The sequence below is a fragment of the Azospirillum formosense genome (assembly GCF_040500525.1).
GTDB lineage: Bacteria > Pseudomonadota > Alphaproteobacteria > Azospirillales > Azospirillaceae > Azospirillum > Azospirillum formosense_A.
This window is the reverse complement of the sequence record NZ_CP159403.1, coordinates 338,462-352,817: the sequence shown is the minus strand read 5'-3', so window position 1 is coordinate 352,817 and position 14,356 is coordinate 338,462. Positions and strand designations below refer to the sequence as shown.

Genomic DNA, 14,356 nt, shown 5'->3' with positions numbered 1-14,356 from the left:
CCAACCCCTCCTGCCGCCCTCCCGCTTCCCTCGTTTCTCCCCCAAGGGGCCTGACATGCCGAAGTACCTGAAGATCCATTCCAGCGACACCGTCGCCGTCGCCCTCGAGCCGCTGGCCCAGGGCACCGCGATCGACGGCCTGGACGTCGTCCTGCTCGACGAGGTGCCGCAGGGCCACAAGTTCGCCGTGACCCCGCACCAGCCGGGCGACCGGGTCATCAAGTACGGCAGCGTGATCGGCCTCGCCAAGGAGGCGATCCCGGTGGGGCGGCACATCCACACCCACAACATCGGGACGGCGCTGGGCGGCGTTCAGGACTACGCCTACGCCGGCCCGGCGGCCGACGCGGCGCCGGCCAAGCGGGAGGCGCCGACCATCCAGGCCTTCGTCCGCGCCAACGGCGAGATCGGCGTGCGCAACGACCTGTGGATCATCCCGCTGGTCGGCTGCGTCAACGGCCTCGCCAAGAACGCGGCCAAGCGCTTCGAGAAGATGGGGCTGCTGCCCGAGGGCTCCCGCGTCATGGTGCTGGAGCATCCCTACGGCTGCTCGCAGCTCGGCGGCGACCTCGACAACACCCGCAACATCCTGCGCGACTTCGCCATTCACCCCAACGCCGGCGGCGTGCTGGTCATGGGGCTGGGCTGCGAGAACAACACCCGCGCCCTGTTCACCCAGGGCTTCGAGCATCCCGACCCGCGCCGCCTGCGCTACCTGACCACCCAGGAGGTGTCGGACGAGCTTGAGGCGTCGCTGGAGGCGATGACGGAACTGGCCGCGGTGATGCGCGGGGACAAGCGCGAGCCGGTCGGCGCCGACCGCCTGCGCATCGGCCTGAAGTGCGGCGGCTCGGACGGCTTCTCCGGCATCACGGCGAACCCGCTGCTGGGCGCCTTCTCCGACTGGCTGTGCGGGATCGGCGGCGCCACCGTGCTGACCGAGGTCCCGGAAATGTTCGGCGCCGAGCATCTGCTGATGGAGCGGGCGGAGAGCCGCGAGGTGTTCGAGGGCGTCGTCACGCTGATCAACGACTTCAAGCAGTATTTCATCGACCACAACCAGCCGATCTACGAGAACCCGTCGCCCGGCAACAAGGCCGGCGGCATCAGCACGCTGGAGGAGAAGTCGCTGGGCTGCACCCAGAAGGCCGGCCTCTCCCCAGTGCGCGACGTCATCCGTTACGCCGAGCGCATCCGCAAGCCGGGCCTGACCCTGCTGGAGGCGCCGGGCAACGACGGCGTGGCGGTCACCGCCCTGGCCGCCGCCGGCTGCCACATCGTGCTGTTCACCACCGGCCGCGGCACGCCGCTGGGCGGCGTGGTGCCGACCATGAAGATCGCCACCAACACCGCCATGGCCGAGAAGAAGCGGCACTGGATCGACTTCAACGCCGGCCCCATCGCCGAGGCCACCGCCACGGTGGACAGCCTGCTGCCGTCCTTCATCGACAGCATCCTCGCCGTCGCCAACGGCAAGGAGGCGCGCAACGAGGAGAACGACGTCCATGACCTCGTGATCTTCAAGTCCGGCGTCACGCTCTGAACCCCGTCACCACCTATCAGAAAAGGACGCCGACCATGCAGCGCCTGAACGCATCCTTTCTCAACGGCCGGCCGCGCCCGACGACGACGCGGATCGTGCAATTCGGCGAAGGCAACTTTCTGCGCGCCTTCTTCGACTGGAAGGTCGACCGCCTGAACGAGGCCACCGGTGGCGACTGGGGCGTGACCGTCGTCCGCCCGATCGCCGGCGGCTTCCCCCAGACGCTGAACGAGCAGGAGGGCGTCTACACCGTCCTGTCGCGCGGCGTCGACGAGTCCGGTGCCAAGGTTTCGCAGGCCCGCCTGATCGGCTGCGTGCGCAACGAGATCGCCGCGCACGGCGAATGGGCGTCGGTGCTGGAGCTGGCGCGCGACCCGAACGTCACGGTCGTCGTCTCCAACACCACCGACGCCGGCATCGCCTATGTCCCGTCGGTGGCCTACGCCGACGAGCCGCCGGTCTCCTTCCCCGGCAAGATGACCCGCTTCCTGCACGAGCGCTGGAAGGCCTTCGACGGCGCGCCGGAAGCCGGCCTGCAAATGCTCGCCTGCGAGCTGATCGACCACAACGGCGAGGAGCTGAAGCGCATCGTGCTGCTGCACGCCCGCGACTGGGCGCTGGAGCCGGCCTTCATCGACTGGATCGAGACGGCGAACGCCTTCTACAACACGCTGGTCGACCGCATCGTCCCCGGCTTCCCGCGCGCCGAGGCCGACGACCTGCGCCGCGAGCTGGGCTACGACGACAGCTTCATGGCGGCGGCGGAGCTGTTCCACCTGTTCGTGATCGAGCGCAAGGAGGGGATGCCCGCGCTGCGCCTGCCGCTGGGCGAGCATGACGAGGGCACCGTCGTCACGGCGGACGTCACCCCCTACAAGGCGCGCAAGGTCGCCATCCTCAACGGCGCCCACACCGGCCTGTGCGCGCTGGCCCTGCTGGCGGGCGTCGAGACGGTGGACGAGGCGGTGAGCGATCCCGCCGGGGCGCGCTTCCTCGACCGGCTGCTCAACGAGGAGGTCATTCCCTTCCTCACCCTGCCGAAGCCGGATCTGGAGGACTTCGCGGCCGCCGTGCTGCGGCGCTTCCGCAACCCCTACATCCGGCACCTCTGGTACGACATCAGCCTAAACGGCCTCGTCAAGTACCAGACGCGCAACCTGGACCGGCTGCTCGCCTACCGGGAGCGCTTCGGCGCGCCGGCGCCGCTGATGAGCCTGTCGCTGGCCGCCTGGCTGGCCTTCTACCTCGGCCGCTTCCCCGGCGCCGACACACTGCCGCCGCGCGACTCCGCCGAGATCGTCGAGCGCGTCCGCGCGATCGGCGCCCTGGACGACGGCACCCCGGCGGGGCTGGAGGCGATGGTCGCCGCCTATCTGGGCGAGACCGCCTTCTGGGGCCGCAGCATCGACGACCGCTCGCTGCGCGCCCAGGTGATCGAGGACATCCGTTTCCTGACGGACGAGCCCTTCACCTTCGCCCGCCTCGCCGCAAGGCTGGAGGGCTGACGGAAAAAAGGCCCCTTCCGCCGGCGCGGAAGGGGCCTTTTCTTTTGGGGACCGCGCTGTTCCGCGCCGGTCCGGATTCAGTCCGGCGGGATGCCCAGCCGCAGCAGCATCTCCACAAGGCCGCTTTCCCCCACGGCCAGGGCGGCCTGGGACGGGGTCAGCCAGCGGCGCTCGCGCTGGCCCTTCTCGGGCCATTCGTCCAGCACCTCGTCGACCTCCAACAGGAAGACGGTCACCGCGCACAGGACCGACTTGTTGACGCTGAGCCGCTTCATGTAGCGGAAGTTGCCGAAGGGCCGGTGATCGACGGTGCCCCGCACGCCGGCTTCCTCATAGGCCTCCCGCGCCGCCATGGCGCAGGGCTTCACACCCTCCTCCGCCCACCCCTTGGGGATGATCCACCGCTTGGTTTCCCGCGAGGTGACCAGCAGGATTTCGGGCCGGCCGTTGCGAAGGCGGAAAGGAAGGGCGGCGTATTGGGTGGCGGGAGTGCGGTTGCTCATCATGTCCAAGTGGGGAGGCCGGACCCGCGATCCAATTCGGCTGAACGGGATGGCGGGCGATCATTCTTATGACGATGGGCGGCTGTGCTTCGTGCCGCCCATCGGCACCATGATCATCCCCTATTAACGTTACTCAGTGGCAAATTCTTCCGTCAGACGGTCAATAATTTCGCCTACGCCAAACCGGATAGGGTCACTGGCCGGAAGACCATGGGCCTTGGCCGCCGCCTCCAGACAGGCGCGCGCCTCGTCCTCGCCATAGGCCTTGGTGTTGATGGCGATGCCGACCGGGCGGATGGCCGGGTTGGTCAGCTGCCCGCAGCGGATCGTCAGGTCGATGACCTCCTGGATCGACGGCAGCGGGTGCTGCACGCCGCGCATGGTGCTGCGGGTCGGCTCGTGGCAGACGACGAAGGCGTCGGGCTGGGCACCGTGCAGCAGCCCCAGCGACACCCCCGCGAAGGACGGATGGTAGAGCGAGCCCTGCCCCTCGATCAGGTCCCAATGGGCCGGATCGGCCGCCGGGGAGATCCACTCCACCGCTCCGGAGATGAAATCGGCCACCACCGCGTCGATGGCGACCCCGCGCCCGGAGATGAACACGCCGGTCTGGCCGGTGGCGCGGAAATCCGCGTCCATGCCGCGGGCGCGCATTTCCTTCTCCAGCGCCAGCGCCGTGTACTTCTTGCCGACGGAGCAGTCGGTGCCGACCGTCAGCAACCGACGCCCCGGACGCTTCGTCCCCTTGCCGGTGGCGAAGCGCTCGTCGGAATGACGCACGTTGAAGAGCTGGCGGTTGTGGCGCGCCGCGGCCTCGGCGATGGCCGGGATGCTCTCCAGCCGGGTGTGCAGGCCGCTCGCCACGTCCATGCCGGACTCGATGGCCTGGACGATGACGCTCGTCCAATGCTCCGGCAGGACGCCGCCGGCGTTGACCACGCCGACCACCAGCGTGCGGGCGCCCTGCCCCGCCGCCTCCGCGATCGTCATGTCGGGGATGCCGAGGTCGGCCTTGCAGCCCTCCAGCCGGATCTGGCCGAGGCACCAGTCGGGCCGCCAGTCCACGATGCCCTGCGCCGTCTTGGCGCCGAGCTGGTCCTGCACGTCGCCGAGGAACATCAGGTAGGGATGGGGAATGTTCATGGTCGGGTCCTCTCGAAGAGACCAGTTGTTGTCGTCAGGCGGCTTCGGGCGTCAGGCGGCGGGCGGACATCTGGCGCAGCAGGACGGGCACGATCAGCGCCAGGCCCAGCAACGACGAATACAGCTCCGGCGCGACCAGCAGGATGGCGGCCAGCCCCAGCAGCACCCGTTCCCAGGTCCGCATGGTGGTCAGCAGCCAGCCGGTCAGGGTGGCGCCCAGGCAGACGATGCCGACGAGGCAACCGAAGAAGGCGATGAGGAAGTCCGGCCAGGTGAAGCCCGGCGCCACCAGGAGCAGCGACGGCGAGAAGACGAAGACGAAGGGCACCAGCGCCTTCGCCAAGCCCAGCCGGAAGGCCGTGTTGCCGGTCTTGAAGGGGTCGGCCCCCGCCATGCCCGCCGCGGCGTAGGCGGCCAGCGCCACCGGCGGGGTGATGTCGGCCAGCACGCCGTAATAGAAGACGAAGAAGTGCGCCACGATCGGCGCCACCCCCAGCAGCCCCAGCGCCGGAGCGGCGATGGTCGCCATGATGATGTAGTTGGCCGTCGTCGGGATGCCGCAGCCCATCAGGATGCAGACGATGCCCGTCATGATCAGGGTGAACAGCAGCGTCAGCCCCTTCACGTCGGCCAGCCAGGACGGCAGGAAGGCGCCGAGCGTGCCCGCCATCTCGCCCGCGGTGGAGGTGACGATGTAGGAGATCTTGAAGCCCACGCCGGTCAGCGTGACCACGCCGACGATGATGCCCACCGTGGCGGCGGCGGCGCCGACCGCCAACGCGTATTTGGCGCCGTCGCGCAGCCCGTCCAGAACCTCCCGGATGGTCATGCGCTTGCGCGGGTTCAGCAGGCCGACCGCGATGCACAGGGTGATTCCCCAGAAGGCCGCCAGATAGGGGGTGTAGCCGGCGATCAGGATGCCGATCAGCACCACCAGCGGGATGACCGTCGGCCAGTCGCGGCGGAAGGCCTCCTTCAGGTCCGGCATCTCGTCCGGGCGCAGGCCGCGCAGGCCGTTGCGCTTGGCCTCCAGATGCACCTGCACCAGAACGCCGAAGAAATGCATGAAGGCCGGGACGATGGCCGCCAGGATGATGGTCGTGTAGGGCAGCCCCAGGAACTCGATCATCAGGAAGGCGGCGGCCCCCATGATCGGCGGGGTGATCTGGCCGCCGGTCGAAGCCGTCGATTCCACGGCGGCGGCGAAATGCGGCTTGTAGCCCAGCCGCTTCATCGCCGGGATGGTCAGCGAGCCCACGGTCACCGTGTTGGCGACCGAGGAGCCGGAGATCATGCCGAACAGCGCCGATCCGAAAATGGCGACCTTCGCCGGACCGCCGGCATAGCGCCCGGCCACCCAGGCCGCGCAGTCGAGGAAGAGCTGCCCCAAGCCGATGCGCGTGGCGAAGACGCCGAACAGCACGAAATGGAAGACGTAGGTCGCCACCACGCCGAGCGCGATGCCATAGATGCCCTGGGTCGTCAGGTACAGGTGATCGACGAGTTGCGACACCGTGGCGCCGGGATGCTTCAGCAGCCCGGGCATCTGCGGTCCCCAGATCGCGTAGATCATGAAGATCGACGCGATGATCGGCAGCGGCCAGCCGACCGAGCGGCGGGTCGCCTCCAACAGCACGATGATGAGGACGGAGCCGAGGATCACGTCGGTGGTGGTCGGATTGCCGACGCGGAAGGCCAGATCGTCGAGCGGGATCAGCGGGACATGCATCACCGCGACCACCGCGCCGATGGCCAGCGCCCAATCCTGAAGGCCGATGCCCAGCGGGCGCAGCACGGTGCCCATCACCGGCTCGCCGTAGCCGCGCTTGGTGAAGGGGAAGACCAGGAAGACGAGGCCCAGCACGAAGGACAGATGGATGCCGCGGTGCTCCATCTCCGCCAGCAGGCCGAAGCCGGCGGTGTAGTAATGGAAAAGCGACAGCACGATCAGCAGGCCGCCGACCAGATGCCCCGCCAGCGGCGACAGCGGTCGGAAGCGGATCTCGGAGTCGAACTTCTCCTCCAACTCCCGGGCCTTGGCCTCGTCGAGTTCCATGGACGCGGCCTCCAGCCGGATGTCGGGCGGCGGGTCGCGATGGGTATCGGTCATGGATGCTCCAGAATGAATCGGGCGGGGCCGGGGGCTTGCTTCACGTCCCCTCAAACCCGAAAACCCTCCAACCCCTGACGGGGAGGAGGGAATGACCCCACGGATGGGGACGGGAAAGGGCCGCGCCGTGCCGGAACGGCCCCGCCCGGTGCATCGTGTTCAGAGGCGGCTTACTTCAGGACGCCCTGTTCCTTGTAGAACTTCTCCGCACCCGGATGCAGGGGGATGCCGAGGCCCGAGGTGGCGTTCTTCAGCGTGATGAGCTTGCCCTTGGCGTGGCCGGCGTCGAGCGCGGCGCGGCTCTTCTCGTTGTAGAGCGTCTTGACGATGTTGTAGACGAGATCGTCCGGCTGCTTGGCGCTGGTCAGCCACTGGGCGTTGACGGAGATGGTCTGGGTCTCCGGCACGTCCTTGTAGGTGTTCGCCGGAACGGTGTCCTTGGCGAAGAACTGGTACTGGCCCAGCATCTTGTCGATCTCCGGCCCGGTGATCGGAACCAGCGCGATGCCCGACGAGGTCGCGAGTTCGGAAATGGCGCCGGTCGGGTAGCCGCCGACGAAGAAATAGGCGTCCAACGCGCCGTCGCGCAGGCGGTCGCCCGCCGGACCCGGCTTCAGATACTCGGCCTTGACGTCCTTCTCGGTCAGGCCGAAGGCGCCCAGCACGATGCGCGCGTCGACCAGCGTGCCCGAGCCCGGCTCGTCCAGCGACACCCGCTTGCCCTTCAGGTCGGAAACCGACTTGATGTTGGCGTCCTTGCGGGCGACCAGATGGATGGTCTCCGGGTAGAGCGTGGCGATGACGCGCAGATCCTCCACCTTGCCCTTGCCCTCGAACAGACCGGTGCCGGTGTGGGCCCAATAGGCGACGTCCGACTGCGAGAAGCCCGACTCGGAGGAGCCGCCGTTGATCGCGTTGATGTTGGCGACCGACCCGTTGGAGGCCACCGCCGTGGCCACCAGACCGGGCACGCCGCCGTTGGTGCCGGAGATGACGTTGGCGATCAGCCCGCCCACCGGATAGTAGGTGCCGGCGGTGCCGCCCGTGCCGATGCGGAAGAAGGCCGGGGTCTGGGCCACGGCGACGGTGGCGCCGATGGCGACCGCGCCCGCCACGGCGGCGAAAGCCAGACGGCGGGTCTTGGACATGAACTTCACGACAACCTCCCAATTATTTCGCGTCGTAACGAAATCATGCCTTTGGGTGGGAGACTTGTCGATACGAATGGGTGACCGGCACGGGCATGCGGCCCATTCCGGAGACGAAAGGGCCGCATGTCCGGGCGAAACGCGTCAGTCCGCCAGCAGCGCCGCCGCGTGGTGGCGCAGATGGTCGTCGATGAAGCTGGCGATGAAGAAATAGCTGTGGTCGTAGCCCGGCTGCATCCGCAGGGTCAGCGGGTGGCCCGCCGCCTCCGCCGCCCGCTGCAGGTTCTCCGGCTTCAGCTGCTTCTCCAGGAAGCTGTCGGCGTCGCCCTGGTCCACCAGGATCGGCAGCTTCTCAGTGGCGCGGCCCAGCAGGGCGCAGCTGTCCCATTCCAGCCACGCCGCGTAGTCGGTGCCGAAGAAGCGCTCGAACGCCTTCTCGCCCCAGGGCACGCTGGCAGGGTTGCCGATCGGCGCGAAGGCCGACACGGCGCGGTAGCGGCCGGGATTGCGCAGCGCGCAGACGAGCGCGCCATGCCCGCCCATGGAATGGCCGGCGATGGAGCGCCGGTCCGTCACCGGCAGCTCCGCCTCGACCAGTTCCGGCAACTCCCGCACCACATAGTCGTGCATGCGGTAGTGCTTCGCCCAGGGCTCCCGCGTCGCATTGACATAGAAGCCGGCGCCCAGCCCGAAGTCCCAGGCGCCGTCCGGGTCGCCGGGCACGTCGGGGCCGCGCGGGCTGGTGTCCGGCGCCACGATGGCGATGCCGAGTTCCGCCGCCATCCGCATGGCGCCGGCCTTCTGCATGAAGTTCTCGTCGGTGCAGGTCAGGCCGGACAGCCAATAGAACACCGGCACCTTGCCCGATTTGGCGCCCGATTTGGCGCCCGATTCGGCCTGCGGCGGCAGATAGACGGCGAACACCATGTCGCAGTCCAGCACCGCGGAGCGGTGCCGGAAGCGCTTGTGCCAGCCGCCGAAGCAGCGGTTCGCCGCGATCTGGGTCAGTTGCGAGTCCATCCGGTCCTCACGGGTTGTAGAGGATGACGGACCGGATGCTCTTGCCCTCGTGCATCAGGTCGAAGGCCTTGTTGATGTCCTCCAGCCCCATGGTGTGGGTGATGAAGGTGTCCAGCTCGAACTCGCCCTTCAGGTAGCGCTCCACGTAGTCCGGAAGCTCCGAGCGGCCGCGTACGCCGCCGAAGGCGGAGCCGCGCCAGACGCGCCCGGTGACCAGCTGGAACGGGCGGGTGCTGATCTCCTCCCCCGCCCCGGCGACGCCGATGATCACCGACTCGCCCCAGCCCTTGTGGCAGCATTCCAGCGCCGCGCGCATCACCTTGACGTTGCCGATGCACTCGAAGCTGTAGTCGACGCCGCCGTCGGTCATCTCGACCAGAACTTCCTGGATCGGGCGGTCGTAGTCCTGCGGGTTCACCACGTCGGTGGCGCCGAGCTGCTTGGCGATCTCGAACTTGTCGGGGTTGATGTCGATGCCGATAATGCGCGACGCCTTGGCCATGACGGCGCCGATGATCGCCGACAGGCCGATGCCGCCCAGGCCGAAGATGGCCACCGTCGAGCCCGGCTCGACCTTCGCGGTGTTGCGCACCGCGCCCATGCCGGTGGTCACGCCGCAGCCGAGCAGGCAGACCTTCTCCAGCGGAGCGGCCTTGTTGATCTTCGCCACCGCGATTTCCGGAAGCACCGTGTATTCGGAGAAGGTGGAGGTGCCCATGTAATGGAACACCGGCTGACCCTTCGCCGTGAAGCGGGTGGTGCCGTCCGGCATCAGGCCCTTGCCCTGGGTGGCGCGGATCGCCTGGCAGAGGTTGGTCTTGCCCGACAGGCAGAATTTGCACTTGCCGCATTCCGGCGTGTAGAGCGGGATCACATGGTCGCCGACCTGGACCGACGTGACGCCCGGCCCGACCTCCTCGACGACGCCGGCGCCCTCATGGCCCAGGATCGCCGGGAACACGCCTTCCGAATCCATGCCGGACAGGGTGTAGGCGTCGGTGTGGCAGACGCCGGTGGCGACGATGCGCACCAGAACCTCGCCCTGCCTGGGCGCCGCGACCTCGACCTCTTCGATCTCCAGGGGGCGCTTCGCTTCCCAGGCCACCGCCGCGCGTGACTTCACCATCCCACCGTCTCCATGCGTTCGCGTTTCTTTGATGATCGACGTTAGCATTCCGCGCGCGTTGACAACGCTGCAATGTTGGAGAGGATTGTTGCCGTATGGGGATAATCGGCACGGAATCGGGGGTTTGACGGGTGAGCCGCTGGGATGGCATCGACGAATTCGTGGCGGTTGCCGAGTGCGGCGGCTTCTCCCGCGCGGCGGAACGGCTGCGCATCTCCTCCTCGCAAGTCAGCCGGCAGGTGGCGCGGCTGGAGGACCGCTTGCAGGCCCGCCTGTTCTACCGCACCACCCGCAGCGTGACGCTGACCGAGGCGGGCCGTTCCCTGCTCGCCCACTGCCGCCGCCTGATCGAGGAGCGGGACGAGGCGCTGCTCGCCGTCAGCGACCTCCAGGCGGAGCCCAAGGGCCTGCTGCGCCTGACCTGCGCCGTGGCCTACGGCGAGCGGTTCGTGGTCCCATTGGTGAACGATTTCCTGGAGCGCCACCCCCAGCTCCGCGTCGAGATCGAGCTGACCAACCGCCGGCTGGATCTGGTGCATGAGGGGGTGGACCTTGCGGTGCGGCTGGGGCGGCTGATGGATTCCAGCCTCGTCGCCACGCGGATCGCGCCGCGGGTCATGCATCTGTGCGCCGCCCCGTCCTATCTGGAGCGGCACGGGACGCCGCGCCGGCTGGCCGACCTCGCCGAGCACGACTGCCTGACCGGTACGGCGGACGGCTGGACCTTCGACGCGGGATCGCTGGAGGACGGCGGGCCCGAGTGGCTGTTCCGGCCGCAAAGGCGCTGGCGCTGCAACAGCGGCACGGCGGTTCTGGACGCGGCGCTGCGCGGCTTCGGGCTGTGCCAGCTGCCCGACTATTATGTGGTGGAGCATCTGACCGCGGGCCGACTGGTTTCCCTCCTGGAAGCCCATCGTCCGCCCAACACCGCCGTCTGGGCGGTCTACCCGCCGCAGCGCCATCTGTCGCCCAAGGTGCGGCTGCTGATCCAGCACCTCAAGGAAGGGCTGGCCCGGCGGCCGGAGTATCGCTGAGGCAGGGCGCCGCCTGCCCAGACCGCGCTCCGAAGAACGACGAACCACATCTTTTTTGAGAATTTTTTTATTCAACCATCGTCATGCGGCAAGCTGCCACATCAAATACAACGATAAGGAGTGATGGCCGTCACAGGTTTCCGCCTTTCATTGTCGCTAACTTTTCTGTTCCGGCCGCAAGACGCGAAAACACAGCGGCACTCAATCGGGGGACAGAAAATGGCGATCATTTCAGGAACATTGGAAGCCGATTATTTGGAGGGAACACCGGACAATGATTTGATCAGCGGAGAAGAAGGCGACGACGTGCTGATCGGAGGTGACGGTGAGGACGGAATCCATGGTGGCGAAGGGAACGACACACTGGCCGGTGACAATGGTGCCGACTTTCTCAAAGGCGACCAAGGGAACGACGTTCTGAACGGGGGAAGCGGCGACGACACCCTGTTTGGCGGAGAAGGCAATGACATTCTGGACGGGGGCGATGGCGATGACAATCTGATCGGTGAAGAAGGTGACGATACGCTTTTCGGCGGCACCGGCGCGGATTTTTTACATGGCGGAGAAGGAGACGACACACTCTACGTCGATAGCTTTGATTATTTCTTTGACGGAGGCGACGGGCACGACACCGTAATCGTACTGGGGAATGCAGGGATTACACTCAACCTTCACCTCGCGAATTTTGAAGTCGCCTATGGCAGCGCCGGCAATGACTCGATCAACGCCGACTATGGATCGGAAAATGTCGTCATTAACGGAGGGGAGGGCAACGATACGATTCGCGGCGGCTCTGCAAACGACACCTTGTCCGGCGACGACGGAGACGATCATCTGCAGGGCGACTACGGCGACGACTCGCTTTCCGGTGGCGCTGGAAACGACACGTTGCAGGCCGACATGGGTAACGACTGGCTTGCTGGTGGGGAGGGGGACGATCTCCTGGAAGGTGGCATGGGCAACGACACCCTGATCGGTGGAGAGGGGGCCGACACGCTCTTGGGTGAAATGGGCGATGACTATTTCTACATCAGCGGAAACGAGGCCGTTGTCATCGGCGGATCGGGGCTCGACACCGTCGTTATTCAACAAGACGACCCAAAACACATCGACCTCGCCGTGTGGCAGGTTGAGCGCATCTATGGCGGCGGTGGCGACGACGTGTTCGACGCCCACAACGTCTATAGCGCGACCGAAATCAACGGCGGCGCCGGGAATGACACCTTCGAGGCCGGATTTGGAAGCGATGCGCTTGATGGCGGGGCCGGCACCGACACGGTGAGTTACAGCAGCAACTCGATGTGGTCGGGAGTGACCGTGAACCTTGCCACCGGAACCGGAAGCGGAGGTTATGCCGATGGCGATACGTTCAACGATATTGAGAACGTCATCGGAAGCAATCAAAGTGACACTCTGATTGGCAACGCCGCAGCGAACCGACTGAGCGGTGGGGACGAGACCGACTTTCTGTATGGTGGAGATGGTGACGACACCCTCATCGGGGGGCAGAACCCCGATCGACTGAATGGCGGCGCTGGCGCCGACGCCTTCCGCCTGAGCATCGACCCCTGGTCCGGCGACACAATCGAGGATTTCCAGAGCGGAGAGGATCGCATTGAACTGGAAGCATCGACCTTTGGTCTTCCGGTTGGCGCGCTGGATGCAAACATGTTCGCGCTGGACATGCCGGCGGATGCCGACGACCGCCTCATTTTCGATACGATGTTCCGTACCCTGTATTACGACGCTGACGGCATCGGCTCCGGCGCGGCGATCCAGATCGCCCGGTTCTACGTGGATACGCTGTCGGCCTCGGACATCGTAATCGTACCGTACGGCTCGTAGCGTTTCCGGCCTGTGAAGCCGGTGAGCCGCCCCTTCGGTGACTCGCCGGCTTCCTCATTCACACTCGGCTCAGCAGGCGGTCGGACGCGGCGTGCGCTCGACCTCCAGGCCGAAGAGCGGGCGCAGCCCGGTGCCCAGGTAATTGCCGGCCAGCGCCGCGACGATCCACACCCAGCCGTGCAGGCTGCCCGACGCGATCCCGCTGAAATAGGCGCCGATGTTGCAGCCGTAGGCGAGGCGCGAGCCGTAGCCGAGCAGAAGCCCGCCGACCACCGCCGCAACCAGCGACCGCAGCGGCAATTTCCACACCGGGGCGAACTTGCCGGCCAGACCGGCGGCGAGCAGCGCCCCCAGGATGATGCCGAAATCCATCACGGATGTGACGTCGGCCAGCACACTCTCCTGCAACGCCCTGGCCTGGGCCGGCGCCTGCCAGAAGGGCCAGGAGGCGACGTCCACGCCCAGCGCGGCCAGCCCCTTGCTGCCCCACAGCGCGAAGGCCGAGGTGATGCCCCACGGACGCCCGGCCAGCGCCAGCGTCGCGAAATTCAGCACGGCCAGCGCCACCGCGCCCCAGACCAGCGGCCAGGGACCGCGCAGGAAGCGCCGCAGACCCTCCGTCTTTGCCGGGGCGCCCTCGATCAGGCGTCCGTGGCGCCGCTTCTCAAGCGCGAGGGTGCCGGCATAGACCGCGGCGAAGACGGCGAGGTTGACCGCCAGCGCCGCCGGCCAGCCCCAGGCGGTGACCACCGACACCGGAGCGGCGGTCCATTGCGCCTGCCACCAGGGCAGGTGATAGGCGCCCAGCACCGAGCCGACGATGAAGAAGGCCAGCGTCACCACCATGCGCGTGCTGCCGCCGCCCACCGTGAACAGCGTGCCCGAGGCGCAGCCGCCGCCCAGCTGCATGCCGATGCCGAACAGGAAGGCGCCGACCACCACCGACAGGCCGACCGGCGACACCAGCCCCTTCACCGGCGTGCCGAACAGCGTCCCCGCCGCCAGCACCGGGAAGAACAGCGCGCAGGCCACGGCCAGCATGACCATTTGCGCCCGCAGCCCCGCCCCGCGCCGGTCCGCGATGAAGACGCGGAAGGCGGAGGTGAAGCCGAACAGCGCGTGGTAGAGCACGAGGCCCATGGCGCCGCCCACCAGATAGAGCGCCGCCTGCCGTCCCGACACGGCGTCGCCGATCCACAGGCCCCCGCCCGCCAAGGCGAGCAGCGCCACGGCGACCACGCGCCAGTCGATTCCCGGCAGCAGCGCGGCCGAACCCGCCGCCCGGCCCAGAGTCGTGTCCGTCATCCCGACACTCCAAAAAACAACAAAATTTGTTCGTTGATAAAGGCGGTTGCCTTGTTGGCTTCAGTAGATAATGG

Annotated in this window: 12 protein-coding genes; 5 read left to right on the top strand and 7 right to left on the bottom strand. The window is 67.3% G+C overall.

Translation table 11 applies throughout. The features are described from left to right. Nucleotides 1–55: 55 nt before the first annotated feature. Together ABVN73_RS14715 and ABVN73_RS14710 are read left to right on the top strand one after the other, a co-directional pair. A complete protein-coding gene (locus ABVN73_RS14715; RefSeq protein WP_353860399.1) occupies nucleotides 56–1,543 on the top strand; it encodes an altronate dehydratase family protein in 1,488 nt (495 codons plus the stop codon). 35 nt (nucleotides 1,544–1,578) lie between these two features. Then, nucleotides 1,579–3,048, top strand: coding sequence for a tagaturonate reductase (locus ABVN73_RS14710; RefSeq protein ID WP_353860398.1), 1,470 nt, complete (start codon nucleotides 1,579–1,581; stop codon nucleotides 3,046–3,048). Nucleotides 3,049–3,125: 77 nt separating this feature from the next. Here the strand turns inward: ABVN73_RS14710 and ABVN73_RS14705 are convergent, their stop codons facing one another. Continuing rightward, nucleotides 3,126–3,554 carry an NUDIX hydrolase gene (locus ABVN73_RS14705; RefSeq protein ID WP_353860397.1) on the bottom strand — a complete coding sequence of 143 codons (429 nt, stop codon included), beginning with the start codon at nucleotides 3,552–3,554 and terminating at the stop codon, nucleotides 3,126–3,128. Here ABVN73_RS14705 and ABVN73_RS14700 point away from each other — a divergent pair. Then, complete coding sequence (locus ABVN73_RS14700) at nucleotides 3,553–3,678, top strand: hypothetical protein (RefSeq protein ID WP_282184573.1); 126 nt, start codon at nucleotides 3,553–3,555, stop codon at nucleotides 3,676–3,678. The two genes, ABVN73_RS14705 and ABVN73_RS14700, sit on opposite strands and share 2 nt — an antisense overlap. 2 nt (nucleotides 3,679–3,680) lie before the next feature. Here the strand turns inward: ABVN73_RS14700 and dgcN are convergent, their stop codons facing one another. From dgcN to ABVN73_RS14675, 5 genes are all read right to left on the bottom strand, one after another. Then, nucleotides 3,681–4,694 (bottom strand): N-acetyltransferase DgcN, encoded by a 1,014-nt coding sequence (gene dgcN / locus ABVN73_RS14695; protein ID WP_353860396.1) that lies wholly within the window; start codon nucleotides 4,692–4,694, stop codon nucleotides 3,681–3,683. A 34-nt stretch (nucleotides 4,695–4,728) separates the two neighbouring features. After that, a complete protein-coding gene (locus tag ABVN73_RS14690) occupies nucleotides 4,729–6,804 on the bottom strand; it encodes a TRAP transporter permease (protein ID WP_353860395.1) in 2,076 nt (691 codons plus the stop codon). A 170-nt stretch (nucleotides 6,805–6,974) separates the two neighbouring features. Further along, complete coding sequence (locus ABVN73_RS14685; protein WP_353860394.1) at nucleotides 6,975–7,961, bottom strand: TAXI family TRAP transporter solute-binding subunit; 987 nt, start codon at nucleotides 7,959–7,961, stop codon at nucleotides 6,975–6,977. A gap of 135 nt (nucleotides 7,962–8,096) precedes the next feature. Beyond that, on the bottom strand, nucleotides 8,097–8,972 hold the full coding sequence (gene fghA, locus ABVN73_RS14680) for an S-formylglutathione hydrolase (RefSeq protein ID WP_353860393.1): 876 nt from the start codon (nucleotides 8,970–8,972) through the stop codon (nucleotides 8,097–8,099). A gap of 7 nt (nucleotides 8,973–8,979) precedes the next feature. After that, the gene (locus tag ABVN73_RS14675) at nucleotides 8,980–10,098 is read right to left on the bottom strand and encodes an S-(hydroxymethyl)glutathione dehydrogenase/class III alcohol dehydrogenase (protein ID WP_353860392.1); all 1,119 of its coding nucleotides are present in this window, start codon (nucleotides 10,096–10,098) and stop codon (nucleotides 8,980–8,982) included. Nucleotides 10,099–10,229: 131 nt separating this feature from the next. Here ABVN73_RS14675 and ABVN73_RS14670 point away from each other — a divergent pair, with 131 nt between their 5' ends. Beyond that, a complete protein-coding gene (locus tag ABVN73_RS14670; protein WP_353860391.1) occupies nucleotides 10,230–11,132 on the top strand; it encodes a LysR substrate-binding domain-containing protein in 903 nt (300 codons plus the stop codon). A gap of 219 nt (nucleotides 11,133–11,351) precedes the next feature. Then, nucleotides 11,352–12,977, top strand: a complete 1,626-nt coding sequence (locus tag ABVN73_RS14665; RefSeq protein WP_353860390.1) for a calcium-binding protein — start codon at nucleotides 11,352–11,354, stop codon at nucleotides 12,975–12,977. Between the two features lie 69 nt (nucleotides 12,978–13,046). On the opposite strand, the gene ABVN73_RS14660 is transcribed toward ABVN73_RS14665, so the two are convergent. Beyond that, the gene (locus tag ABVN73_RS14660) at nucleotides 13,047–14,282 is read right to left on the bottom strand and encodes a YeeE/YedE family protein (protein ID WP_353860389.1); all 1,236 of its coding nucleotides are present in this window, start codon (nucleotides 14,280–14,282) and stop codon (nucleotides 13,047–13,049) included. Nucleotides 14,283–14,356: the final 74 nt, after the last annotated feature.